We start from the raw sequence: 23,283 nt of genomic DNA, 5'->3' as shown, positions 1-23,283 counted from the left end.
TGATTAAACATATATCTCATAGAATAGAATATATAAATTGATCTATTTATTGTTTAAACTACAATAGAATTCTTAATTTTAAATATATAGATATAATTTATAAAAATAAAATTTTATTCTTATATTTTATAAATCATTGTTAAATTTGAACCTGAAAAGTGAGAGTTCATAGCCTGGAGGAGATGGATGGATCCCTCGACAGGGAGGCCTGATCCCCTTTTGAGCCGGCCTTTTCGGCAGTCGGTGGATGATTTAAGGAACCGGGGCTAAAAAATAGCGCCATCGCTGACCGCGCCGACGTCCACCCTCCTTTTGCCGCTTGAAGGAAGAGTCCATCTTCTTCGTGGATCCTCTACCCCGCCAGCCCTTGAATACATTCATCCGTCGGCTACGTCGCTTTATTTTTATACCTCCATCCCCTGATAAGGTAGAGATGCACCGTATTCTGGTTACCAACGACGATGGCGTCTACTCCGCGGGGATCAGGGCGGCGGTCCGGGGGGTTGTGGGCCTCGGCGACCTTCTCGTGGCCGCCCCCTCCGGCCAGAGGTCCGGCGTCGGAAGGTCGATATCGATCTTCGAGCCCCTGAGGTACAACAAGGTCAACCTGGACGGGGTCGAGGCGTATGAGGTCTCCGGGACCCCTACCGACTCCGTCATCATGGGGATATTCTGGCTTTTAAAGGGGAAGCTTCCTGACCTCGCAGTATCGGGGATCAACATCGGAGAGAACATCAGCACCGACACCGTCACCACCAGCGGGACGATCGGCGCGGCTCTGGAGGCGGCAAGCTACGGAATACCGGCGATAACAGCCTCCATCCAGGTCATCGACCAGGGGGACAAGTTCGACAATGTCAACGATCAGGCCTACCAGTTCGACGTCGCGTCCGCCCTCGTCCGGCGAGTGGCCAAAAACGTCCTGGAGAGGGGGCTTCCGGCGGGGGTGGACATCCTCAACCTCAACGTCCCCGTCAACGCCACCGAGGAGACGGAGGTGGTGGTGACGAGGCTAGCCCGGAAGATCTTCAGGACCGCCATCCAGGAGCGGGCCGACCCCCGGGGCAGGCCCTACTACTGGATCGACGGAGACCTCGTCTGCACCGAGCGAGAGGGGACGGACGTCCGGGCCGTCTACCAGGAGGGGAAGATCTCAATCACCCCTCTGACGATAGACAACACCGCCAGGGTCGACTTCTCGAAGATAACCGCCCTCCTTGGGTGAAGCATAAAGGTGATGGCTTTGATCGGGATCTCTAGTGAAGAGTTCGATAAACTGAGCCGGGAAGACCAGGTCCTCTACCTCACAGAGAACCTGAGGCAGCTCCCCGAGGAGCTCATAGAGCCGGGGATCGAGATATTGATCGGCGCCGGCGAGCCGGAGCTCGCCATATCTCTGGCCAAGGATTCAGGCCGGACGGATAAGGCGATGGAGATCGCCCTGGAGGAAGGGGACTACCTATGGGCTGCCCTCATCGCCAAGAAGGCCGGCCTGGAGGAAGAGTCAATGAGGCTCTACCGGGAGGGGCTCGATTATTACGTCTCCGAGAAGATGTACGGCAGGGCGGTCAGCGCCGGCCGGGCCCTGGGCCTCCCCAGCCACCAGCTGGAGCGGCTCTTCGAGGCGGGGGTGAACCACGAGAGGAGGAGCATGGACCTGGGGCGGGTCGGCTACGCCCTGGAGAGCGTCGCCTTATCCCTGGAAAACGCCCTCATCGGCAGGGATGACGACCTCGCCGAGGGGCTCAGAAGGGCGATGGTCGAGGAGCGGGAGAAGACGATGAGGCGAGCCGCCGAGGATAGGGAGAGATCCGGAGATCATCCCTGATCCCGGCCCCCGGCTCAGAGGTCTCTCAGCTTGACCTCTATCTTCAAGAGGTCTTCGGCTATCTGGACGGAGGGAAAGTGCTTCCGGGCGTCGGCGAGGAGGGGGCCTACGTCGTCAGAGTACCGGGAACTGATGTGGGTTAAGACGAGCCTCCTCGCTCCTGCCCTCTCGGCCAGGCGGGCGGCCTCTCCAGCGGTGGTGTGCATCGTCTCGGCGGCCCAATCCGCCATACCGTCGTCGAGGGAGCCGTCGTGGATGAGGAGGTCCGCCCCCCTGCTCGCCTCCTCCACCTCCGGGGTGGGCCGGGTGTCACCGGTGTAGACTATCTTCCTTCCGGGCCTTGGAGGGCCCATCACCTCCTCGGGTCGCACCGTCCTCCCCCCCACCTCCACCGCCCCGCCCCGCTGAAGCCTCCCGAAGAGAGGTCCGGGGGGTATCCCCAGGGCGGATGCCCTCTCCCGGTTGAACCTCCCGGGCCTCGTATCCTCCCGGAGGCAGTAGCCGAGGCTGGGGATGCTGTGGCTCGTCCTGACGGCCTCGATCTCGTAGCCGTCCCTCCTCAGCACGTCCCCCGGCTCCAGCTCCAGGGCCCTGACGGGAAACTTCCGAGAGTAGTAGCAGAGTCGGCCGAAGAGCTCCACCACCTCAGAGGTCCGGGGGGGGCCTGCAATGGTGACGGGATCTCGTCTACCCTGGAAGGCCATCGTCTCCAAGAGCCCCGGTATTCCCAGGATGTGGTCAGCATGATGGTGGGTTATGAAGATGGTGTCGAGGCTCATCATCCCCGTCTTCGCCCGCATCATCTGCCGCTGGGTCCCCTCTCCACAGTCGAAGAGGAGGAGCTCCCCCTCCCGGTTGATCAGGACCGCCGATGGGCTCCTCTCGGGGGTGGGCAGCGAGCCCGCCGTCCCGAGAAAGATCACAGTAAGCATCCTTCGTATCATCTCCAGCTCAGGGTCGAAGCTCTTGTCAGGGGGAGTATAAAAAGGTGTGCGGGCCCCGGCATCGGGGAGGGGTATTTGATCTTAGGCTAGGAGGGTTCTTTTCGGTCCCGCCGAGTTCTAGGAGGTAATGACTGGAGTCGGTATGGTGATGGTCACCGTTATCGTCGAGGTCTTGGGCTCATCGTTCCCCGATCCTGGTGCTAGAGGCTTGGGGCTCTCGTCGACGTTCGATCCTCCGGCTATCCTGTATCTCGTCTCCCCCTCCTCCAGGTCGTCGTAGGCGTTCCCCTCCCAGCCATTTCTTCCGGCGTCTACAGCGTTGCCGTTGGCGTTCTTCTCGAGCTGGTTTTGGGCTATCGTGCTGCTGCTAGACCCCGAGGAGATCCAGATCCCGTACTTATTGCTGCTGACGACATTTCCGGTTATGACGTTCTCTTGGGAATCAGATAGGGATATCCCGTACCATCGGTTGGCAGTGACGAGGTTATTTCTTATGAAGTTCTTATCGGACTTCACCTCGATCCCCGCCTTGCCGAAGCCGGCGTTTTTGACGATGAAACCCTCCAGGGTGATCCGGTCGGCGGCGAGGAGTACGGCGCTACCTACCCCATTTCCGTCGATTACCGGCCTTCCTTCCCCTGACCCCTTCCCCCGGAGGACGAGGCTTTTGTCGACGATGACGTTCTCCTTATACGTCCCGCCCTCGACGGTGATGGTGTCCCCCGGATCTGCTGCCTCTACCGCCCCCTGGATGCTGCCATAGTCGCACCCCTCGGGGCCGACGGTGATGGCGGCACCCTGAGCCGAAGCTATTGATAACGCCGCCAGGATTACAGCAGAAAGGAGCTTCTGCCCAGACCCGGCCCTGATCCAATCTTCAAACATACCCCTTTTCGCCCCCTAACCTCGATCCCATATCCACGAACTCAAAGATTGAGCCCTCAAAGACCTGATTGACTTCTCCGAGCTCTTTGAACTCCAGGCTCATCTCCTTGAAGGCGAGATCCATATCAAATACCTCCCCCATGCCATCCTTCGGGCCGCCTCTCCTCCTCAGGGGGGATGGCTCCTCCGAGCTGAGATTATTGCCGTCCATCCCATATTCGGGGACGGAGGTTGTCTCGGGCCCGGTCAGCTCCGATAAGACCCTCCTCATGATCTCAGCCCTCTCCGCGGAGCTGTTTATCGCCTCAAACCCGAAGGCGAAGTAGACGACCCTGTAGGTCCCCGTACCCACCCTCACCGCCCCCCAGCCCCCGTCCTTATATCGGAAGATCCCGGTGGAGTAGGCGGTGATCGGCATGATCTCGCTCGGCCAGTACTGGCTGTCCGCTCCATCGCCGCCGGAGATCTCGATCGTCATCCCGTCGGATATGGAATCGCCTTCCACCCCTTCCAGGACGTAGATCCCGGTGCTGTCCTTTACGTACTCCACCTGGAGGTAATCTCGGTAGAAGTCGGAGGCATGGCTGTGATAGCCGATATCCTGGCCTGAGAGGAAGAGGCTCCCACCGGCATCGAGGAACCGGGCGAGGGTCCTCTGTTCCTCTCCGGTGAGGGCGGTGGTGAAGTCTCTGCCGGTCAACCATATCACGCAGTCGAAGGAGAGAAGCTCGCTCTCCCCAACCGGCCGGTCCACCTTGGCATAAGCATATCCGCTGGCGGCCAGCGCCTCTTCGTAATAGCCCTCGTAGTCCGCCCCCTCGTCATCGTCCACCAGGAGGATGAGGGTCCGGTTGCTATAGACCTCTACCACCCTCTCCTGCCAGTTGTCTTCAGTCAGCTCCTCGCCCTCCTGGGGGAGAACCCTCGCCTCCAGGATGTACCTACCCTCCGCCGCCCCCGACCACGAGAGCCTCACTTCGGCCGATCCGCCGCTGGGAAGGTGAGGCACAACCTCCGAGTCCCGGACCGCATCCCCCTCAACCAACTGGACGGTGACGTTCCACTCGTCTTCGATCCCCCTGTTCTTGACGACCGCTCTGACCTCTATGGGCTTATCGGGCTTGGTATAGCTGGGGAGGTCCATCCCGGCGACCTCCAGGTTGTGGCTAGCGGTAAAGGGGTGGTGTAAAGAGGTCTCGGGATCGCCGAGGAGGTTGATCTCGTAATAGCAGAACCTCATTACGTTTCCATCGGTGGTCTTGTCGATGGACCCCAGGTTATCCTCCTTGGCGTCCTGGAGGGCCCGGCCGATGTTTCTGATCCCCTCTCCGAAGACGGCGTCCCAGAACTGGCGGTGGTATCTCTGGGAGGGGCCGTCCGTCGTCTCCCTCCTACCCCAGCCGAACCGAGAGTTGCCTATGAAAGCGAAGGCGCCGTGGGGCTCCGTTACAAAATGCTCCAGGATGGAGTCGATGGGGGAGTAGACGGAGTCGGGGTCCCGATTGTCGAAGGACCCGGCGTAGCATCCCTGGCTGTAGCCGAAGAAGGGGCGGTCGTTCTTGAGGCGGCCGACGTCCTCGACGTTCATCTTCATGGCGCTTCCGACGCTGGCGTGGCCGAGATGGTTCAAGGAGTGGACGTCGCCGTCGATCAGCTCCATCAGCTCGGCCTTATCCCATTTCCGATCGCGATCGTAAAGGGTGGACTTCTGATAGTCTTCGGGGAACCCCGTGGTGTTGTAGCCACTCGACCCGGACCCATCTTTGATCTCGTCGAGGCAGTTACCTCCCCAGTCGCTGACGCCGCCGAAGCCGAGATACTCGCCGACCAACAGGACCTTCTCCAGGTACGGGTCGCTGGCGACGGACTCGTAGGCGATCGTCTTTCGGACGAAGTTGGAGAGCTCGGCGTAAGAGTCGACGGGGGCCCTCCCGACGTATACCTCGGCCATCAGGTCCACCTCACCACCGCCTGGGCCGTCTTCCGGCTCGCCGTAGATGCCGTTTCCGTTGGAGTCGTAGTCTCCGTCGAGGCAGGCGTAATACAGGTCCGAGGGGATCATCGGGGGAGTCGCCTCGTAGTCCCAGGCCCAGAGGCCCCTGGCGGGGACGATGCTGTTCCAGCCCTCTCCACCCTTCCTGCCTCCGTCGGCATCCCCCCCCAGGAGGACGTAGGTGATGCCGTGGTAGAGGTAAGCATCCCTTATGAAGTTCCTGATCTTCTCCTGCTCATCGGCGCCGGTATATGCAGAGTAGATATCCTCAACGGTGACGATGGTAGAGGCTACCCCCTTCGAGCTCTTCCAACGGACGAGGTCTGTGAAGTTGTAGGGGACGGGGGCGTTCTTGAGACCCCGATTCGTAATTATCAGATAATCATAATCACCGTCCAGGAGAGGAGAGGCCCCCGTAGCGGCGAGATCGCTGGCGTAGGACCCGACCTCGGCAGGGTTTTCGACGAGCCGGGCTATATGAGCTCCGTCCGCCTCAGAACCCCTGAAGAGCCCCCGATCGAGGGTCCCGAGGGGAGCCGTCTTCACCTCCACGTCGAAGGTGCCGAAGTAGTAGGTGTCCTTCGTCTTGGGGATGTACATGATCGGATAAAGGTTAATCAATAGGATCTTGTAGCCCTGTTTCTCCTGGACCCCCGCGACGGTGAAGACGTCTCTGGGGTACGGCTCCAGGGAGGAGTAGGTGCTCTCGTTGAGGGGGGTGACGGTCCGGTTCCCCGAGAAGCTGATGGGGAGGGGGTCCTGGCCGGGCTCGATCAGGATCTTGCCGAGGTTCTTCTTCTCCCCCGGCAGGACCTTTATCTCCTGGATCTCCTCCCCGAAGGGGACGAGTATCCTCGCCGTTCTGAAGGGGACCACCGGCTCTCCGGGGATGATCCTGTTCTCAAGGCCTGGTATCCTGATCGATTGGGTCAGGTTCTGGGCACCCATCGGGAGGATCTCTCCCCCGAGGCCCACCTGGATGATCGGCTCTTCCGGACGGTACTGCCACCTTATGACGGTCTCTCCCTGGCCGCTCCCCTGGGCCAGGGCGGATGAGAAGAATGGAAGAATGCTAAAGCTACAGACCAGCAGAAAGCAGGTCAGGCAGATGGTTGATTGACGCCTCATGGTCTTCCCTCAAATACGGCCATACACGATCCCCTCCCTTATCCCTCGGCAAGATGTACCCCCTTCACTCTAGGTCGCGATCTTCATCTTCGCCAGTATTTCAAGGCTGGACGTGCTAACCCATCTTTATTTTGCCCATTGTCCAAAAGGTCCTCTCCTGGAGAGGACCATTAAATCTTCTCGGCGGATGGTATTAAACGTTTTCCCATGATTTTTATTAGAGAATTAAAATAGCTAAACAAATCGCCATCTTCCGTTCGATCACACCAGCGGGGGCTACAAAAAGATGATTTTATGCCGGTCTCTTAATGCCGCTCCGATCCGCCCGGGGAGGGTTACAGATAGTTCTCGATCCCCTTCAACTTCTCCAGGTCCTTCCTCTCCATGGCGGATTGGACCGCCACCCTCTCCTGGATGGCGATGGGGGCTTTGGCCCGGAGGGCGAGGGCCATCCCGTCGCTGGGCCTGGCGTCCACCTCCCGGACGCCGGAGTCGATGGAGACGGATAGGCGGGCGTAGTATACTCCGCCCTCCAGGTCGTCGATGACCACCCCGGCGATCCTCGCCCCGAGGCTCTCCAGGGTGGAGATGAAGAGGTCGTGGGTGGTGGGCCGAGGAGAGACCGCCCCGGATAATGCCGAATATATGGAGATCGCCTCCGATAGGCCGACGAAGACGGGAACGATTCTCGAGGCCTCGTCCTCCAGGAGGACGACGGGGGCGACCAGGTCGGCGCCGGCATGGAGGGCGTAGACCCCCTTCACCCTCACCTTCAGGAGAGGCGACGGCTCTTCCATGCCATCCCCTCTCCCACTCATCTTATATATTAACTGCTGCGGGTGACCCCCATGGTCATCGCCACGTCCTCTACCGACCATTCCTTGACAAGAGAGCCCCGGACCTCCAGGGCCGAGCCGAGCTCCAGCCGTCGAGCCCTCACCTCGCCTGCGATGTGGTCTCTCATCGCCTCGACGAGCCGGAGGACCTCCTCGTCCTCCACCCTGACGGCGGCCACGATCTTCTCATCGACCCGGAGGTCCAGCTCCTTTCTCATCTCCTGGATCCTCCTGATCACCTCCCTCCCGTAACCCTCGGCCTTCAGCTCCGGGGTGAGGGTGACGTCGACGTAGACGGTCCCGCTGGAGAACTCCGCCGCCACCAGGTTCTCGGGGACCTTCTCCATGAACTCCACCATCTCGGGGAGGATGACGTAGGGACCGACCCTGCCCTCCCCGGCCTCGATCCCCGCCTTCACCATCGCCGGATCCGCCTCCTTGAGGGCGGCGATCACCTTCTGGGCGTCGCCCTTGAAGGCGGGGCCGATCTTCTTGGGGACAGGGTTTAGGGCAACCTCCATGGGGGGCTTTCCGCCGACGGCCATCACCGTCACCTCCTTGGAGTTGGTCTGGCTCTTGAGGACCCCCAGGAGGTCCTTCAGGTCCGGGATCTCCCGCTGGGGGGAGATGACGACCTCCGAGACCGGCCACCTCAGCTTCCGGCCTCCCTTCTGCCGGGCGTTGGAGACCGCCTCGACGACCTCCCGGACCAGCCCCATCTCCCTCTCCAGCCCCTCGTCGATGAGGTCGTGGCGGGGGCGGTGCCAGTCGTGGAGGTGGACCGACTCCGGTGCCCCAGGGTCGGTCCCCCTCACCAGGTTCTGGTATATCGTCTCGGCTGTGAAGGGGGCGAAGGGGGCGAGGAGCTTCGCCAGGGTCGCCATCACCTCCATGATGGTGGCGTAGGCGGCGAGCTTGTCGGGGTCGTCGGTCTCGATCCAGGTCCGGGGGCGGACGAGCTGGATGTACCACCGGGAGAGGTCCTCCAGGACGAAATCCGCCAGGGCCCGGGTCGCCCGGTGGAGCTGGTAGGTCTCCATCCCCGCCTCTACCTCCGCCGCCATGGAGTTCGCCCTCGATAGGATCCACCGGTCCTCAGGCCTCAGGTCGTCGAGGCGGCTCTCCAGGGTCGCCCTCATGGGATCGAAGCCGTCGAGGACCATGTAAGGCAGGGGAAAACGATAGGCGTTCCAGAGGATGTTCAGCATCCTGTTGGTGTTCGCCACCTCCTCCCAGCTGAAGTGGATGTCCTCCCAGGGGGCGTTGGAGGAGAGGACGTAGAGCCGGAGGGTGTCGGCCCCGAACTTGCCGACGACCTCTTCGGGCTGGACTACGTTCCCGATGCTCTTGCTCATCTTTTTGCCCTTGTCGTCGAGGGTGAAGCCGTGCATAAGAACGGACCTGTAGGGGGCGACCCCGAAGGAGACCATGCTCGCCCCCAGCTGGGAGTAGAACCAGCCCCGAGTCTGGTCGTGCCCCTCGGTGATGAAGTCCGCGGGCCACCACTCTTCCAGCTGCCTTCTGTCCCGGGGGTAGTTGAGGGTCGCCCAGGAGGCGACGGCGCTGTCAAACCAGACGTCGAAGACGTCGGGGACCCTCCTCATCTCGCCGCCGCAGGTGCATTTTATCGTCACCAGATCGACGGCGGGGCGGTGGAGCTCGCTGACCACGGAGCCGCTCCTCTGGTGGAGCTCCTCCATCGAGCCGATCACCTCCATCTCGCCGCAGGTCTCGCAGATCCAGATGGGAAGGGGTATCCCCCAGTACCTCTGCCTTGAGATGCACCAGTCCCGGGCGCCACTGATCCAGTCCCTGAACCGGGCGGAGCCCGCCCAGTCGGGGTACCACTTCACTTTCGCTATCTCCTGGAGCATATCCTCCCGGAGGTCCGAGATCTTCAGGAACCACTGAGGGGTGGCGATGAAGATGATGGGGGTCTTGCACCTCCAGCAGTGGCCGTACCTGTGGGAGATCTCCCCTTCGGCGAGGAGGAGGCCCCGGCCGGCGAGGTCCTCGTTCACCTCCTCGTTTGCGGCCCGGACGTACTTTCCGGCGTACTTCTCCCCGGCCTCGGCGGTGTAGCGGCCGTCCTCCCCCACAGGGCAGAAGATGGGCATACCCTCGGCGACCCCCAGCTCGAAGTCCTCGAGGCCGTGGCCGGGAGCTATGTGAACCGACCCGGTGTTCTCGGCGGTGACGAAGTCGGCGAGGTGTATCTTGTGGACGATATCCCCCTGGGCGGGGATCAGGTCGGCGAGGGGGTGCTCGTATTCGAGCCCCTCAAGCTCCGCCCCTCCTAACCGGTCCAGGATCTCGTACCCCTTATACCGCCCCTCCCGGAGGACGCCCTCGACGAGGGGCGAAGCTATGATCAGGACCTCGGCCCCGTCGGGGTCGTCCTTCCAGGCCCGGACCCGGGAGTACTCGAAGTCGGGGTGGACGGCGACGCCGACGTTGGCGGGTATCGTCCACGGCGTCGTCGTCCAGATCATCATGAAGGTCTTCTCTTCCCCGACGACAGGAAACTTGACGTAGATGGAGGGGTCGGTCTCCTCCCAGTACTCCACCTCGGCGTCGGCGATGGCGGTCTCGCAGCGGGGGCACCAGTTGACTACCCGGAACCCCCGCTCCAGAAGCCCCCGTTCGTTCGCCCTCTTGAGGGTCCACCACGCTGCCTCCAGGTACTCGTCCTTGAGGGTCATGTAGGGGTCCTCCCAGTCGAGCCAGGCCCCCAGGGTCCTGAACTGCTCTGTCATCTGGTCCTTCTGGCTGAGGGCGAACTCCTTGCACTTGTCGATGAAACGGTCGACGCCGTAGATCTCGATCTCCTTCTTGCTCTTGAAGCCGAGGTGCTCCTCCACCTTCACCTCGATGGGGAGGCCGTGCATGTCCCAGCCCGCCCGGTCCTTGATCTCGAAGCCGTTCATCGACTTGTAGCGGAGGATGGAGTCCTTGATGATCTTGTTCCAGGCGGTCCCGAGGTGGATCCTCCCGGTGGTGTAGGGCGGCCCGTCGACGAAGAAGAACTTTCTGCCGCCGGCCCTCGTGGTTCTGGCCAGGGCGTAGATGCCGCGATCTTCCCAGAACTTCCGGACCCTTCCCTCTACCTCTTTTGCGTCGTATTGTCCTGCCACCTCAGAGATCATCCTAGTCCTCCAACAACGGGTAGGGCATTGATAACGTCCTATTTAGGCTTTGTCGGTTCGGAACTACACAGGTTCGGTACTCCAGAAATCCCTGCCATGATAGAAAGATAGCTGAGACCTGAGTCAGCATCAATGAATAGGGCCTGAGATGGTAGGGTCTTGGAATGTGGCCAGAGGTTATGGCTGATGAATCCGAAGATGTTCAGAGGAAGGTCTTCTGTGATCTCAGCGTTTATCCTCCTTGTGCTGATAGGATTAAATGGGCCAATACAATTATCCACTGGACCATGATCGACCCGTTCCCAGGGATCCCGATCTTTCTCATCATCTTCGCCGCCATGCTCGTCAGGACCCTGACCGGCTTCGGCTCCGCCCTCCTGGCCGTACCCCTCCGTTCGATCCTCCTGGGGGCGAAGTACGCCGTCCCCTTCATCATGGTCTACGAGGTCCTGATCTACCTCATGATCCTCGGAAGGGAGGGGCGGAGGCTGGGGGGCGACCTGGTGGCGGCGTGGCCCCTCCTGGTGGCGGGGCTCGCAGGCGTTCCCATCGGCGCCGAGGTCCTGATGGCGGCGAGCGACCGGCTCCTCAAGGGAGGGATGGGGATCGCCCTCATCGTCTTCTCGATCCTCCTCCTCCGGGATCTGGGGGCGAAGCTCCGGAGGGGCGGGATCGCCTCGGCGGCCTCGGGCCTCCTGGCGGGGTTTCTATGCGGCTCCACCGGCCTTCCGGGGCCGCCGATGGCCCTCCTCCTCCGGGGCCAGGGCTTTGAGAAGGGGGAGTTCAGGAGGCTCATCGTCCTATTCCTGACGGCCGTCGACCTCTTCGCCTTCGGCTACTTCCTCTGGGCAGGCCTCATCGACAAAGAGATGATCAATAATAGCCTATTCTTCCTCCCGGCGATGGTCCTGGGGTTCATCGCCGGGGGCCGCGCCTTCGGGAGGGTGGACGAGGCCTCCTTCCGGCGGCTGACCCTGGGGATCACCCTGGCGGCGGGGGTTCTGCTGCTTCTGACCGCAGCCTGGTGAAGAACGGCTCGCTTGAAGAGGAGGGAAGGGCCGAGGCCCGGTCCGGCGGCTCATGGAGGGGGCCGGGGGTTTGGGAGCGGGAGGAGCTTGGGCCTCGGGATATCTCCCCATCCTGTCCCTCCGGCATCCCGCCGCCCGCCCCACCCGTCCTTTCAGTCGATCGCCGAGACCTGATCGGCGCGACATCGAGGGCATCCTATAGATCCGTTCTGGACCGAAGGTGCCGTCGAGGAGGCTCGTCCCCCCCAAGGCGATGCCATCTTGAAATAGGCCCCTGGGCAGAACAGAAAAAACTTATCCATCGCCTTTCCAGGAACCCAGGCTTGAGGTCCTTTGACGCAACCTATTAGTACATCATCTCTTCAACCTTTGAATCGAGGACCGATTCCTCAGGACGTGAACCATGAAGCACCTCTTCGGCCCCGTCCCCTCCCGGCGGCTCGGCCTCTCCCTGGGGGTCGACCTTCTGCCGTTCAAGACCTGCACCCTCGACTGCGTCTACTGCCAGCTGGGACCGACTACCTGCCTCACCCTCGCCCGGGAGGAGCGCGTCTCCACCGCCGAGGTCCTGGAGGAGATCCGGTCCCTATCCGAGAAGGGGTCGGATCGGGTTGGGCATGGAGATGGGGGGGCGGGCGCGGCGGGGGCGGTGGAGTTCGACTACCTTACCCTCGCCGGCTCCGGGGAGCCCCTCCTCCACCGGGGCCTCGACGAGATCATCCGGGGAGCGAAGGAGGCGGTCGATAAACCCGTCGCCCTGCTGACGAACGGGACCCTCTTCTTCCGCGAGGAGGTCCGCCGGGAGGTGCTGGAGGCGGACCTGATCATCCCCTCCCTGGACGCCGCGACGGCCCCGACCTTCAAGAGGATAAACCGACCCCACCCGGACCTATCGATCGACGATCTCCTCGAGGGGCTCGTCCGCCTCCGGGAGGAGTTCTCTGGCGAGATATGGCTGGAGGTGATGCTCGTCAAGGGGATCAACGACGGCGAGGCGCCCCTCATCGCCGAGGCGGCCGAGAGGATCGGCGCCGAGAGGGTCCAGCTCAATACGGTGGTGAGGCCTCCGGCGGATCCGGTCCAGCCCCTCTCCCCCGAGGAGATGGAGGAGATGCTGGAGTTCTTCTCTGGCGCCGAGGTGATCGCCGACTGGGGGAGAGACCTCTCGAAGACGACGGAGGTTCTGATCCGCGATCTCCTCACCCGGAGGCCCTGCACCCTCGAGGAGCTCTCGTCCCTCTCGGGGCTCCACCGAAACGAGATATTGAAGTACCTGGAGGTGCTGGAGGCGGCCGATGAGATCAGACGGCTCCGGCACGAAGGCCGCCTCTACTTCCGGGCTAGGGAGGGGTGAGGGGAGATCTGATCCGCCGCCGGGGCCATCGCCATCAGGTCCGACCCCGATCACGGCTTCGAGGGATACGAAGGTCCAGCTCACCCCGACCCGCTCGCTTCGACCCCTGATACGATGATAGCGCCTCCGATTTGAAGAATAAGAGGATGCCGAAACTATGCCGATGAACCTCAAGATAAATTCATGATGGTGTTACTATGGAAGAATGCGACAGCAAATGCGAGGCCTGCGCCACCAGAGGAACCTGCACAGACCCGAGGAAGGAGATGGATGTAGAGCTCCGGGCCGTCTCTGCGAGGATGGGGAGGGTGAAGCACAAGATCATGATCGCGAGCGGCAAGGGCGGGGTCGGGAAGAGCACCGTCGCCGTCAACCTCGCCCGGGTCCTCCAGGCCCGGGGGTTCCGGGTCGGGGTCCTCGACGCCGACATCACCGGCCCCAGCACGGCGAAGCTCCTGGGCGTCGAGAGGGAGAGGCTCCTCGCCGGGCCCGGGGGGATCGAGCCCGTCGACTCGAAGGGCCTGAAGGTGATCTCGATGGCCTTCGCCCTCTCGGACCCAAGCTCCGCCGTCGTCTGGAGGGGGCCGATGAAGATGGCGGCGATAAAGCAGTTCCTCGCCGACGTCTCCTGGGGCGACCTCGACTTCCTCATCATCGACCTCCCCCCCGGGACGAGCGACGAGCCCCTCAGCGTCGTCCAGCTCCTGCCGGACCTCACCGGCGCCGTCATCGTCACCACCCCCCAGGAGGTCGCCCTCCTCGACTCCAGGAAGGCGGTGAACATGGTCAAGGCGATGGGAGTTCCCCTCCTCGGGATCGTCGAGAACATGAGCGGCCTCCGCTGTCCTCACTGTGGAGAGGTGATCGATATCTTCAAGACCGGCGGCGGAGAGAGGGCGGCGGAGGAGCTCGCCGTCCCCTTCCTGGGGGCGATACCCCTGGACCCGGAGATCACCCCCCTGGGGGATGAGGGGGTGGCCTTCGTCGACCGGGATACCGCCGCAAAGGAGAGCTTTGAGAGGGTCGTCGACGGGATCCTCGGCCAGATCGGTGAGGAGAAGAGGGCGGTCTGATCAAAACCGGCGATCTCACCGAAGAGGCATAAAAGGAGGAGAACGGCCTTTGGGCCATGGCCGGGATTGAGGCGGGAGGGCTCAAAACCGGCCTTATACGGCGGGCCTATAAATGGTCGTCAGGGGGGATGGCCAGGGCCCCTTCAGGGCCACAGCCCGAAGGAGAAGTTCAGAGCCATAACCGCGGCCCCCACCCCCGTGCTGATGGCGATCACCGTCTTGGGGTTGAGCTTGATCGCCGTATCGTCCGCGTCGAAATACCTCATGAGACCGGCAGAGGACATCAGTCCGCTGCCCTCAGACTTCTTCTTAGCCATGAGGTCCTCCTATTCCACCGACCCCTTCAAGTACATTTCGGCTCTCATGCCCATCCATCCCTCTCTCCGAAGGGGTAGAAGTCGGAGGCATTGACCCCAACGGGCCTCGGCTGGGCAAGGCAGGGGCTGCCGTCGCAGGGGTGATCAGACCAGTAGTTTCCGCCCTTCAGGGCTCCCCAGTCCCAGAGGTTCTCCCCGTCGTCCTCCGCCTGGACGGAGTTTTCGATCAGGTTGTTCCTGTAGACTATGCAGCCCGCCGACCCGCTGATGGAGATGCCGACGCCGTTTCCGATGACGGAGTTTTCGGCGATCTCCGCGTCGTTGGATCCGTCGAGCCTGATCCCAGCCTGCTGGTTAGCCTCGGCGGTGTTGGATAGGACCCGGTTCTTCTCCGATCTTCGGAGGAGGAGGCCGTCCCAGCCGTTCCTGGAGAGGTTGTTCTCCTTGATGACGTTCCCCCCCGACTCCACCAGCATGATCCCGCCGACCCTGCTCTCAGAGACCTGGTTGCCCCTGAACTCGTTGCCGTCGGATCTCCGGATCAGCATCCCATAGGCTTTGGAGACGACGTTCTCCACTATCCTGCACCCCTTCGATGAGTGGGTGAATAGGGCGTCGTTGGTGACGATGCACCCATCTACAGTACAGTTATCGCAGGAGGCGAGGGTGATGTGGCCTAACTTCCGATCCGCCACCACCTCGTCGGATCGGCCGTAGAGGTAGAGGATAGGATCGCCGTCGATGGTGTTCGATTCAGGGATCGCGTTATCGAAGCTCTCAGCCCCCGATCCATCGACGGAGAGGCCGAGCCGGACCCCTACGAGGCGATTTTCGTCGAAGTTGTTCGCCGTAGATTCGGTGATCACGATCCCCGAGTTGGCCCTTTCGACGTGATTAGTGGTGAGGACGTTGGCCGTAGACCCAAACGAGATCATAATCGCGAGGTCGAGGTCTGAGAGGCGGTTTTCCGCCACCACGTTCTCCGAAGATGTGGCGACGACGATTCCGTTCGTAGAGTTCGAGACGTTGTTCTTCTCGATCAGGTTCTTCGCGACGGAGTTGAGGGCGATGGCGGTGGTGACGTTATCGAAGAGCACCTCCCGGACCGCGTTGGCGGAGGAGCCGCCCTCGACGAGGACCCCATAATTGCAGCTATTGATCCATCCTCCTATGATCTCGTTCTCTGAGCTCCCCAGGACTAGGCGGATCCCCGCCCCCGGGACCTCCTTTGAGCCCCTACAGTCCTTGGCGACGTTCCCCGTAACGGTGTTCTGGGAGGATGAGAGGAGGACGATGCCGCTGTACCCTCCCTCCTGCCGGTTTTTCTCGAGGAGGTTCTCGGAGGTGCCGTTGAGGAAGATGCCGTGGACGTTATCCACGAGGACGTTCTTTACGATCTCGTTTCCTTGGGAATTGACGTAGATCCCCGGCCCCGTGAAGTCCGATATGGTGAGCCCCTCAATCCTGCAGCCGTCGGCGAGGACCTCGATCCCGATGTCGTTTCCATCGCCGACGAGGTTGACGGCCCCATCCTCCCCCCGGGGGGGCATCAATATGATCCTGTTGTTCAAGGTGATGTGCTCCCGGTAAGTTCCGGCCTTCACATATATCGTATCGCCATCCTTGGCTACGGCGATGGCCTCGCCAATGGTGCGGTACTGGGCAAAGCCGTCGTCGTCGACGATGTACATCCTGGCTTCGGCCCCGATGAGGAGGCCGGAAGAGAGGGCTATCAAGATCGCTAAGGTCAATCTCAGCATACGTCCACCAGAGGCGAGATCCCTCCAATCCATAATACGTCTTTCCATCAATTCTGTCGCCGAGCCCCTCCGTCGTCCAAAAATCTTATCTACGCTCCAGCCAATAGGGTCGACGTTGGTGATCGGGTTGACAAAAGCGCCATCTCACAAGCACTGCATCGTCTGCGGCAAGACCATCGATGATGCGGAGACCTTCTGCGACGAGGTCTGCGAGTCGAAGTACAGATCCGCCCAGCGACGGCAGACCCTCTTCTTCCTCGTCTTCATAGGCCTTTTGATCCTGATGCTCATCGTCCCCGTCATCCTCAAGGCGCCCCAAGGTTGAGAGGTTATGAGATCGAGGGCGGCATTTCTTCTGGTGGTCATCCTCTTCACCTCCCCGGCCTTAGCCGACCGGGGGAGGGAGTACATCCAGGTCCGGGAGGTGACCATGTCCCTCGAAGATGGCGACGCAGTATTCGATGTCAGGTTCGCCCTCGACCCCTTCGCCAGGCTCTACGTCCTCGCCCTGGGAACCAAGCACATCGAGCCGGAGCTCTTGGACCTCTTCTCAGGCTTCGGCAACCTCTCGGTGAGGAAGACCGAGCCCCACCGGGCGGTCCTGGTATCCCGGGGGGCGGGGGAGCTCAAAAGCGGCTACTACCTCTACGACGCAAGACGCCTCGGGAGCGAGGTTCCAAAGCTCGTCGTCGTCTACCCGGAGAAGCTCTCCCGGACCTTCTACGACGTCTCCGCCACCCCCTCCGTCTTCTCCCAGGCGTGAGGGCCGGGGTCGGTCCTGTCCGTTCAGATCGACCCCTATGCAATAAAGGAGAGAAAATCTGATAATGGAAGACTACTAAACCTGATACGATATGAACCTGGAGCCAGTCACCTTCACCCCGATAGGCGTCGTCCACTGCGACTTCGGCGAGCCGGAGGACCCCAAGACGATGAGAAACTCCCTCTCCACCCTCGAGATCGACGAGAGGTATCTGGAAGCCCTCCAGGGCATCGAGAGGTACAGGCACGTCTTCGTCATCTACTACATCCACCGTGCCCTCGGCTATGACCTCCTCGTCCATCCCATGGGCGACGAGTCGATCCCCAAGAGGGGGCTCTTTGCCACCAGATCCCCCAGGAGGCCAAACCCCATCGGACTTACGGTGGTGGAGGTCCTGAACGTCGAGGGGAGGAAGATCACCGTCACCGGCCTCGACGCCCTCGATGGTAGCCCCATCCTCGACATCAAGCCCTACGAGGAGCACTTTGACTCGCCCGGGGGGGTCGAGGCGGAGAGGGACCCGTCCTACAAGCCGAAGGACGGCTGAGCCGTCGGTCCCTGCGTCCATCCCGGAAAATCTTAATATCGGTGCAGCGCAAATAAAGTCCAGAGGTGAGAAATTGATATCCAAAACCCTTCTGGCCCTGGCGTTCCTCGCGACCTTCGTCGCGGGCTCCGCCCTAGGAGATGAAGCCATTGAGCCCACCTACACTGTGAAGATATCGATGGATGGTGGCCTGGGACCCTTCCTCGTCGACGGAGAGGGGATGACCCTCTACACCTTCGCCAACGACGTTCCCGAAAGCGGCGTCAGCGCCTGCATCGACGACTGCGCTGAGCGGTGGCCTCCCTTCTTCGCCCCGGAGATCGAGGTCCCTCCGGAGCTGAACGTGACCGATTTTGGCGGGATCCCCCGAGAAGATGGCACCTTCCAGACCACCTATAAGGGATGGCCCCTCTACCGGTACTTCGAGGACAAGGCCCCCGGAGACGTCCTGGGCCAGGGCCTCGGCGGGGTCTGGTCCGTCGTCGCCCCCTGAAGCCTCCTCGGGACGAGGGGGCCTTGCGGGGCCATTTTTCCATCCCTTCCACTCGGAACCTTTAAACGTTGAGCGGGAGGATAAGGGGTCGGTGATAAAATTGAAGATCCCAGCCTTGCTGGCCCTGGCGGTGGCGTCCTTTGCCATCGTCGCCACAGGGGCCGCAGCCCCTGCCAACACCATCAGCCTAGCCTCAGCGGAAGGGCTGGGGGATTACCTGGTGGACGAGGGTGGATACACCCTCTACTACTTCTCTGGAGACGTCCCCGGTAGCGGAACGAGCAGCTGCGGCGAAACCTGCATCCAATACTGGCCGCCCTTTCATGCGGGCCAGGTGGTGATACCCCTGAACCTGAGCAACTTCGACTTCGGGACCATCTATCGGGAGGATGGCCTGGCCCAGACTACCTACAAGGGATGGCCACTATACTACTTCATCAACGACTATCGACCTGGCGACATAAAGGGGGAGGGTCTGGACGGCAGGTTCGCGGCGGGTCCCGGCCTGATGCCCTGAGGGGCCCCCCACCTCTTTTGCCGCCGGATCCGGTCTTCTGGACCTTCCTTCTCTCGACGACCCTACGATAAAAGTTCGCCGATGATCAGGGTGTGAGTTTTATGGCAGGCCTGATCCGGTACTGGGAGATCGACCTCCTCCGGGGAGTCGCCGTCCTGATGATGGTGGGCTTTCACGCCCTCTACGACCTCGCCTTCTTCTCAGGGGCCCGGGTCGTCGACCTCCGATCCGGGGGGATCTCCCTGATCGCAGAGGCGACGGCCTCGATCTTCCTCCTCCTCGTCGGCGTCTCCCTCGCGATCAGCACCGCCAGGGACGGGGGCGGTTTGAGGCTCCTCCGGCGGGGGATCGGGATCTTCTCCTGGGGGATGGGCGTGACCCTCTCCACCCTCCTCCTCCTGGGGGAGGGGTTCGTCGTCTTCGGCGTCCTCCACCTCATCGGAATCACCATAATCCTCTCCATCCCCCTCGCTGACAGGCCCCGTCTCGCCCTCCCCCTGGGGGTGGGGGCCATCGCCGCAGGCCTCATCCTCCGGGGGCAGGCCGTCGCCTCCCCCTGGCTCTTGCCCCTCGGCCTCGTACCTTCCGGCTTTTATTCCGTCGACTACTTTCCCATCCTCCCCTGGTCCGGCGTCGTCCTGGTGGGGATCTTCCTCGGAGGCCTCCTCTACCCCGGGGGGGAGAGGAGATGCCCCCTCCCAAAGACCCCCCCGCCATCGCCAGCCAGGGGGATCTGCGCCCTGGGGAGATGCTCCCTTCCGATCTACCTCCTCCACCAGCCGATCCTGATCGTCTCCATGGAGCTGCTGGGGGTTATCGAGGCGGGGGAGGCCCTGGCCCCAAACCTCCTCTGAAGGCTAGATATAGCCAGAGGGGACGAAGATGGCGATCAAAAAAGGGGGGGAGAAACGCCGGGGGTGGGGCGCGGTCACCACCCCAGACTTTTTATTCTTCTTCCCTACTTGGAGAGCTTGGGGGTCAGGACCGCGAGGTATATCGCCGCCAGGGCCACCAAGACGTAGACGACCTTCTCGAGGATGGGCATCCATCCAAGCAGGATGCTCACCAGGTTAAAACCGAAGGCGTAAAGCCCCCAGTTCAGGCCGCCGACTACCACCAGCACTATGGCCAGAAGATCCAATGGAGCTAACTTAGCCAATCTCGTCACCTCCTGACCTACCATTTTCTCCTCTCATCTAATAAACCTTTTGGATTTTTGTATCTTCCTCCCCGGAACGGAAGATCTCGCGGCCCCTGATGATTGGAATATGTCCCTGAAGATGGGGACCGTCGGAGGGAAATATCGATAAGATCGATGCGAAATATGGAGGGGCTGTGAATAGATGAGAGAAGGCCTAGGCCGAACAAATCCGCAAGGCTAAGAGGATGAAGGTCCGGGGGATCAGGAAGCAGAAGGTAGGTGGTTATTATATGAGGCTGAAGGTTCTGGTGGACAACAACACGTTGATAGACCGCTACTTCCGGGGGGAGCCGGGGGTCTCCTACTACCTCGAGGAGGGAGGAAAGAAGATCCTCTTCGATCTGGGGTACTCCGACCTCTTCATCGATAACGCCCGAAAGATGGGGATCGACCTCTTGGACCTCGATTACGTCGTCCTCTCCCACGGCCACCTAGACCACACCTGGGGGCTGGGCCCCCTGGTCAGGCTCATCACCGAGGCGAAGGTCGAGGGGGTCCACCATAAGACCCCTGCCCTGGTGGCCCATCCCGCAGTTTTCCTATCGAGGAGGATCGGAACCCTGGGGGAGATGGGGCCTCTCCTCCGTCCCGGAGAGCTCTGCCGACACTTCGATCTCACCCTGAGCGAGGAGCCGGTCTGGCTAACAGACCGGCTCGTCTTCCTGGGGGAGATCCTCCGGGAGAACGACTTCGAGGCCGAATCCCCCCTGGGAAAGGTCACCATCGGAGGGGGCGAGGAGGACGACTTTTTGATGGACGACTCCGCCCTGGCTTATCGTTCGGACGAGGGGATCGTCATCGTCACCGGCTGCTCCCACTCTGGCATCTGCAACATCCTAGAGCAGGCGATGAGGATCACCGGGGAGAGGAGGGTCGTTGACCTCATCGGCGGCCTCCATCTCATGAAACCGTCGGAGAGGCGGTTGGAGGAGACGAAGAGGTACCTCGAGAGGGTGCGACCCCGGCGGATCCACCCTTGCCACTGCACCGACCTCCCCTCTAGGCTGGCCCTGGCTGGGGTCGCCGACCTGAGAGAGGTGGGGGTGGGCCTGGACCTGAGGCTTGATTGAGGTGGATGGGGGCCGGAGGAGACCTCCAGCCCAGGGACGAAAAAAGAGGTCAGAGGGGCTTGATCCCCGGCATGCCCATCCCCTCGCCGAATTTGAACTCCATAGGCTCTCCGAACTCGAATCTCATCTCCCCGCTGAGGATGGTGGGGATCTCGGGGCTCGAGTCGCTCCTCTTAACCGCTGCGCCGGGATCGGCTGCCGGCGCCGGAGGTTCGGCGACCGCAGCCGGAACGGCCCCTGGGAAGAGGAAGGGGGTCTCGGGATCGCCGAGGAGGTTGATGCTGAAGTAGCAGTACCTCATCTCGTCGGCACCCAAAACCCCCCCGATTAAGCTCTCCCTGGAGATCTGGTGGACAAGGCCGATGCTCCTGTTCCCATTTGTATACGATGAGTTGAAGATCTCCTCCCAGAACGCCTTGTCGAACTTCTGGGATGGGCTGTCGTTGATGCTGTTGAGGTCGATGAGGCCGTACCTGCTGTTCCCTATGAAGGCGAAGGCCCCTCCCGGAGCTGTGACGAAGTGCTCGAGGACGGAGTCGTGGGGGAGGTAAACCGCCTCGGGGTCCCTGTTGTCGAAGGAGGCCGCATACCCCGCCTGGGAGTATCCGAAGAAGTACTTGCTGTTATTGAGGGCGTCGGCGTGGTTGTACCCCATCTTCATGACGTAGGCGACGATGTCGCAGAAGTTCGCCGTTCCGACGTGGTTTATGGCGTGGATCATATTGGCATCGATCTTCTCCATCAGGAGGGATCGAGGCCAGTTATGCTGGTCGGGTTCGCAGTCGCCGCCGCGATAGTCCCGATCGTAGAGGGTCCAGATGTTGAACTCCTCGGGTATGATCTCCTTAATCTGGTCTTTGTAGTCGCCACCCCACCGATCGAGACAGCCGCCCTCTCCGCCGCAGCCACCGCCGCCACAGCCACCGTCACCGCAGCCCTGCTCCTCAGGGGCATGATCCTCGATCTCGCTCAGGTTAGTAGTCAGGTAGGCCATCGGCTCCAGGTACTCGCCGACGAGCCAGATGGCGGTCAGGTAAGGATCGTCGGCCCGAGTCGACTCGTAGGCGATCGTCTTCCGGACGAAGTTGGAGAGCTCAGCGTAGTTGTCCACCGGCGCCCGGCCGACGTAGACGTCCGCCTGGAAGTTGACGCCGTCGGTCGGCTCGCCGTATATCCCGTTGTTGTTCCCGTCGAAGGTTCCCTCAAGACAGGCGTAGTAGACGTCGGATGCTATCCCCACCTTCTCTTTTGGGACGGCGCAGCAGTCGGGATCGGGCTCGTAAGCCCAGGCATAAAGGAGCCTTGCTGGAACGATGGCGTCCCAGGTCTCCCCGCCGACCCTCGCCCCATCACCGTCACCGCCGAGGAGGAGGTATTTTATACCGTTGTGCTTATAAGCGTCCTTGATGAAGTTTCTGATCATCTCCTGATCGTCCCTGTGGTAGGTGTACTTGTAGGCGGCGTAGATCTCCTCCACGGTGACGATCGCCGCGTTCAGACCCTTCTTTTTCTTATGGTCGGCCAGGGCCTGGAAGTTGTAGGGTCCCGGGGCGTCTTTGAGGTACTGGTTGGTGATGATGACGTAATCGTAATCTCCTTCCAGAAGAAGGGACTTTCCCGTCATCGCCAGGTCTGGGGCGTAGGTCCCCGTCTTCTCGGGGTTGTCGACGATCTTTCTGACCTGATCCCGATCCTCCGAGAGGCCTCTATACATCCCCAGGTCCAGGGTCTCGGCGGGGGCGGTCGTCACCTCGACGTCGAAGGCCCCATAGCTGTAAGCTTCGCCCGTCTTGGGGATGTACCTGATCGGGTAGAGGTTTACGTAGAGGATCTGGTAGCCGTTCTTCTTCTGAACCCCCAGGATTGAGGAGGGCTCCCCGGGATATGGGCTCTCGGACTCGTAGATCTCCTCGTCCCTGAGGGCGAGGTCCGGGGTCTCTGTCCAGTTGACCTCGGGATGGCAGCTGGTACAGTTCCTGGTGAATCCAATGGGGACAGAGGTCTGGCCGGGCCTTATCGAGACTCTGCCCAGATACCTCTCGTTTCCGGGGAACACCTTCACCTCCGAGACCTCCTGGCCGTAGGGTATCAGTATCCTGGCGGTCCTGAAGGGGAGGATCGGCTCCCCGGGGACGATCCGGTGGTGAAGCCCGGGGATCGTCACCGAGTCGTAGACCTCGACGGACCCTTCGGCGGTCGTCAGGGTGTCGGCGCCCCTCTGGATCGCGGGATCTTCGAGAAGGTACTGAATCGTCATCCTGCCCGTGCTCCCAGGATCGGCCTGGGCCACGGCAGATGAAAAGATCGCCGAGCTCAAAGATAAGCTCAAAAGGCAGATCAAACCCAACGAAAGAACCTTTTTCATGCTTCTCCCTCACCTTGAGGACCGCGCGGATGGGG

Annotated in this window: 21 protein-coding genes; 12 read left to right on the top strand and 9 right to left on the bottom strand. The window is 61.5% G+C overall.

Features of this window, described 5'->3' with window-relative positions; translation table 11 throughout:
• Window positions 1-433: 433 nt before the first annotated feature.
• Window positions 434-1,225 carry a 5'/3'-nucleotidase SurE gene (gene surE, locus MHAR_RS09125; protein WP_048144575.1) on the top strand — a complete coding sequence of 264 codons (792 nt, stop codon included), beginning with the start codon at window positions 434-436 and terminating at the stop codon, window positions 1,223-1,225.
• 9 nt (window positions 1,226-1,234) lie between these two features.
• A complete protein-coding gene (locus tag MHAR_RS09120) occupies window positions 1,235-1,828 on the top strand; it encodes a hypothetical protein (protein ID WP_143763373.1) in 594 nt (197 codons plus the stop codon).
• Window positions 1,829-1,842: 14 nt separating this feature from the next.
• Here MHAR_RS09120 and rnz read toward each other — a convergent pair whose 3' ends face one another.
• The 5 genes from rnz to ileS form a co-directional block, all read right to left on the bottom strand.
• The gene (gene rnz / locus MHAR_RS09115; RefSeq protein WP_014587327.1) at window positions 1,843-2,760 is read right to left on the bottom strand and encodes a ribonuclease Z; all 918 of its coding nucleotides are present in this window, start codon (window positions 2,758-2,760) and stop codon (window positions 1,843-1,845) included.
• A 129-nt stretch (window positions 2,761-2,889) separates the two neighbouring features.
• Window positions 2,890-3,657: a right-handed parallel beta-helix repeat-containing protein gene (locus tag MHAR_RS09110; RefSeq protein WP_014587326.1), complete on the bottom strand. Its 768-nt coding sequence runs from the start codon at window positions 3,655-3,657 to the stop codon at window positions 2,890-2,892.
• A complete protein-coding gene (locus MHAR_RS09105; RefSeq protein WP_014587325.1) occupies window positions 3,650-6,778 on the bottom strand; it encodes a C25 family cysteine peptidase in 3,129 nt (1,042 codons plus the stop codon). Before MHAR_RS09105 ends, MHAR_RS09110 begins: the two co-directional genes overlap by 8 nt.
• A 335-nt stretch (window positions 6,779-7,113) precedes the next feature.
• The gene (locus MHAR_RS09100; RefSeq protein ID WP_014587324.1) at window positions 7,114-7,575 is read right to left on the bottom strand and encodes a bifunctional nuclease family protein; all 462 of its coding nucleotides are present in this window, start codon (window positions 7,573-7,575) and stop codon (window positions 7,114-7,116) included.
• Between the two features lie 29 nt (window positions 7,576-7,604).
• Window positions 7,605-10,760, bottom strand: coding sequence for an isoleucine--tRNA ligase (gene ileS / locus MHAR_RS09095; RefSeq protein WP_014587323.1), 3,156 nt, complete (start codon window positions 10,758-10,760; stop codon window positions 7,605-7,607).
• Window positions 10,761-11,047: 287 nt separating this feature from the next.
• Between ileS and MHAR_RS09090 the strand changes: the two genes are divergently transcribed.
• The 3 genes from MHAR_RS09090 (at window position 11,048) to MHAR_RS09080 (ending at window position 14,215) form a co-directional block, all read left to right on the top strand.
• Entirely contained in the window at window positions 11,048-11,788 is a 741-nt protein-coding gene (locus MHAR_RS09090; RefSeq protein ID WP_048144573.1) for a sulfite exporter TauE/SafE family protein, read from the top strand.
• A 403-nt stretch (window positions 11,789-12,191) separates the two neighbouring features.
• Window positions 12,192-13,142: a radical SAM protein gene (locus MHAR_RS09085; protein ID WP_014587321.1), complete on the top strand. Its 951-nt coding sequence runs from the start codon at window positions 12,192-12,194 to the stop codon at window positions 13,140-13,142.
• Between the two features lie 197 nt (window positions 13,143-13,339).
• Entirely contained in the window at window positions 13,340-14,215 is an 876-nt protein-coding gene (locus MHAR_RS09080; RefSeq protein ID WP_014587320.1) for an Mrp/NBP35 family ATP-binding protein, read from the top strand.
• Window positions 14,216-14,358: 143 nt separating this feature from the next.
• Here MHAR_RS09080 and MHAR_RS09075 read toward each other — a convergent pair whose 3' ends face one another.
• On the bottom strand, window positions 14,359-14,532 hold the full coding sequence (locus MHAR_RS09075) for a preprotein translocase subunit Sec61beta (protein ID WP_048144572.1): 174 nt from the start codon (window positions 14,530-14,532) through the stop codon (window positions 14,359-14,361).
• Window positions 14,533-14,576: 44 nt separating this feature from the next.
• Window positions 14,577-16,292, bottom strand: a complete 1,716-nt coding sequence (locus MHAR_RS09070; protein ID WP_048144571.1) for a NosD domain-containing protein — start codon at window positions 16,290-16,292, stop codon at window positions 14,577-14,579.
• Window positions 16,293-16,410: 118 nt separating this feature from the next.
• Between MHAR_RS09070 and MHAR_RS13760 the strand changes: the two genes are divergently transcribed.
• From MHAR_RS13760 to MHAR_RS09040, 6 genes are all read left to right on the top strand, one after another.
• Window positions 16,411-16,617 (top strand): DUF2116 family Zn-ribbon domain-containing protein, encoded by a 207-nt coding sequence (locus MHAR_RS13760; protein ID WP_228369651.1) that lies wholly within the window; start codon window positions 16,411-16,413, stop codon window positions 16,615-16,617.
• A 6-nt stretch (window positions 16,618-16,623) separates the two neighbouring features.
• Window positions 16,624-17,055: a hypothetical protein gene (locus MHAR_RS09060; RefSeq protein ID WP_014587316.1), complete on the top strand. Its 432-nt coding sequence runs from the start codon at window positions 16,624-16,626 to the stop codon at window positions 17,053-17,055.
• A gap of 91 nt (window positions 17,056-17,146) precedes the next feature.
• Complete coding sequence (tsaA, locus tag MHAR_RS09055; RefSeq protein ID WP_014587315.1) at window positions 17,147-17,602, top strand: tRNA (N6-threonylcarbamoyladenosine(37)-N6)-methyltransferase TrmO; 456 nt, start codon at window positions 17,147-17,149, stop codon at window positions 17,600-17,602.
• A gap of 73 nt (window positions 17,603-17,675) precedes the next feature.
• Entirely contained in the window at window positions 17,676-18,095 is a 420-nt protein-coding gene (locus MHAR_RS09050; RefSeq protein WP_014587314.1) for a COG4315 family predicted lipoprotein, read from the top strand.
• 100 nt (window positions 18,096-18,195) lie between these two features.
• On the top strand, window positions 18,196-18,612 hold the full coding sequence (locus MHAR_RS13030) for a COG4315 family predicted lipoprotein (protein ID WP_228369541.1): 417 nt from the start codon (window positions 18,196-18,198) through the stop codon (window positions 18,610-18,612).
• Window positions 18,613-18,713: 101 nt separating this feature from the next.
• Entirely contained in the window at window positions 18,714-19,466 is a 753-nt protein-coding gene (locus tag MHAR_RS09040; protein WP_048144570.1) for a heparan-alpha-glucosaminide N-acetyltransferase, read from the top strand.
• Between the two features lie 104 nt (window positions 19,467-19,570).
• Here MHAR_RS09040 and MHAR_RS09035 read toward each other — a convergent pair whose 3' ends face one another.
• Window positions 19,571-19,780 carry a DUF378 domain-containing protein gene (locus MHAR_RS09035; RefSeq protein ID WP_394296386.1) on the bottom strand — a complete coding sequence of 70 codons (210 nt, stop codon included), beginning with the start codon at window positions 19,778-19,780 and terminating at the stop codon, window positions 19,571-19,573.
• Window positions 19,781-20,043: 263 nt separating this feature from the next.
• Here MHAR_RS09035 and MHAR_RS09030 point away from each other — a divergent pair, with 263 nt between their 5' ends.
• Window positions 20,044-20,883 (top strand): MBL fold metallo-hydrolase, encoded by an 840-nt coding sequence (locus MHAR_RS09030; RefSeq protein ID WP_048144976.1) that lies wholly within the window; start codon window positions 20,044-20,046, stop codon window positions 20,881-20,883.
• Between the two features lie 49 nt (window positions 20,884-20,932).
• On the opposite strand, the gene MHAR_RS09025 is transcribed toward MHAR_RS09030, so the two are convergent.
• Window positions 20,933-23,140, bottom strand: a complete 2,208-nt coding sequence (locus tag MHAR_RS09025) for a C25 family cysteine peptidase (RefSeq protein ID WP_187287808.1) — start codon at window positions 23,138-23,140, stop codon at window positions 20,933-20,935.
• Between the last annotated feature and the right edge of the window lie 143 nt (window positions 23,141-23,283).

This window comes from Methanothrix harundinacea 6Ac, from assembly GCF_000235565.1.
GTDB classification, from domain to species: domain Archaea; phylum Halobacteriota; class Methanosarcinia; order Methanotrichales; family Methanotrichaceae; genus Methanocrinis; species Methanocrinis harundinaceus.
Note: the sequence above shows the minus strand (reverse complement) of the source record. Positions and strands in the feature narration are given on the sequence as shown.

Excerpts from the sequence above, each read along its gene's own strand:
- surE (WP_048144575.1), top strand. The coding sequence starts at position 434 with ATGCACCGTATTCTGGTTACCAACGACGATGGCGTCTACTCCGCGGGG.
- rnz (WP_014587327.1), bottom strand. The coding sequence starts at position 2,760 with ATGCTTACTGTGATCTTTCTCGGGACGGCGGGCTCGCTGCCCACCCCC.
- MHAR_RS09110 (WP_014587326.1), bottom strand. The coding sequence starts at position 3,657 with ATGTTTGAAGATTGGATCAGGGCCGGGTCTGGGCAGAAGCTCCTTTCT.
- MHAR_RS09105 (WP_014587325.1), bottom strand. The coding sequence starts at position 6,778 with ATGAGGCGTCAATCAACCATCTGCCTGACCTGCTTTCTGCTGGTCTGT.
- MHAR_RS09100 (WP_014587324.1), bottom strand. The coding sequence starts at position 7,575 with ATGGAAGAGCCGTCGCCTCTCCTGAAGGTGAGGGTGAAGGGGGTCTAC.
- ileS (WP_014587323.1), bottom strand. The coding sequence starts at position 10,760 with ATGATCTCTGAGGTGGCAGGACAATACGACGCAAAAGAGGTAGAGGGA.
- MHAR_RS09090 (WP_048144573.1), top strand. The coding sequence starts at position 11,048 with ATGATCGACCCGTTCCCAGGGATCCCGATCTTTCTCATCATCTTCGCC.
- MHAR_RS09085 (WP_014587321.1), top strand. The coding sequence starts at position 12,192 with ATGAAGCACCTCTTCGGCCCCGTCCCCTCCCGGCGGCTCGGCCTCTCC.
- MHAR_RS09080 (WP_014587320.1), top strand. The coding sequence starts at position 13,340 with ATGGAAGAATGCGACAGCAAATGCGAGGCCTGCGCCACCAGAGGAACC.
- MHAR_RS09075 (WP_048144572.1), bottom strand. The coding sequence starts at position 14,532 with ATGGCTAAGAAGAAGTCTGAGGGCAGCGGACTGATGTCCTCTGCCGGT.
- MHAR_RS09070 (WP_048144571.1), bottom strand. The coding sequence starts at position 16,292 with ATGCTGAGATTGACCTTAGCGATCTTGATAGCCCTCTCTTCCGGCCTC.
- MHAR_RS09060 (WP_014587316.1), top strand. The coding sequence starts at position 16,624 with ATGAGATCGAGGGCGGCATTTCTTCTGGTGGTCATCCTCTTCACCTCC.
- tsaA (WP_014587315.1), top strand. The coding sequence starts at position 17,147 with ATGAACCTGGAGCCAGTCACCTTCACCCCGATAGGCGTCGTCCACTGC.
- MHAR_RS09040 (WP_048144570.1), top strand. The coding sequence starts at position 18,714 with ATGGCAGGCCTGATCCGGTACTGGGAGATCGACCTCCTCCGGGGAGTC.
- MHAR_RS09030 (WP_048144976.1), top strand. The coding sequence starts at position 20,044 with ATGAGGCTGAAGGTTCTGGTGGACAACAACACGTTGATAGACCGCTAC.
- MHAR_RS09025 (WP_187287808.1), bottom strand. The coding sequence starts at position 23,140 with ATGACGATTCAGTACCTTCTCGAAGATCCCGCGATCCAGAGGGGCGCC.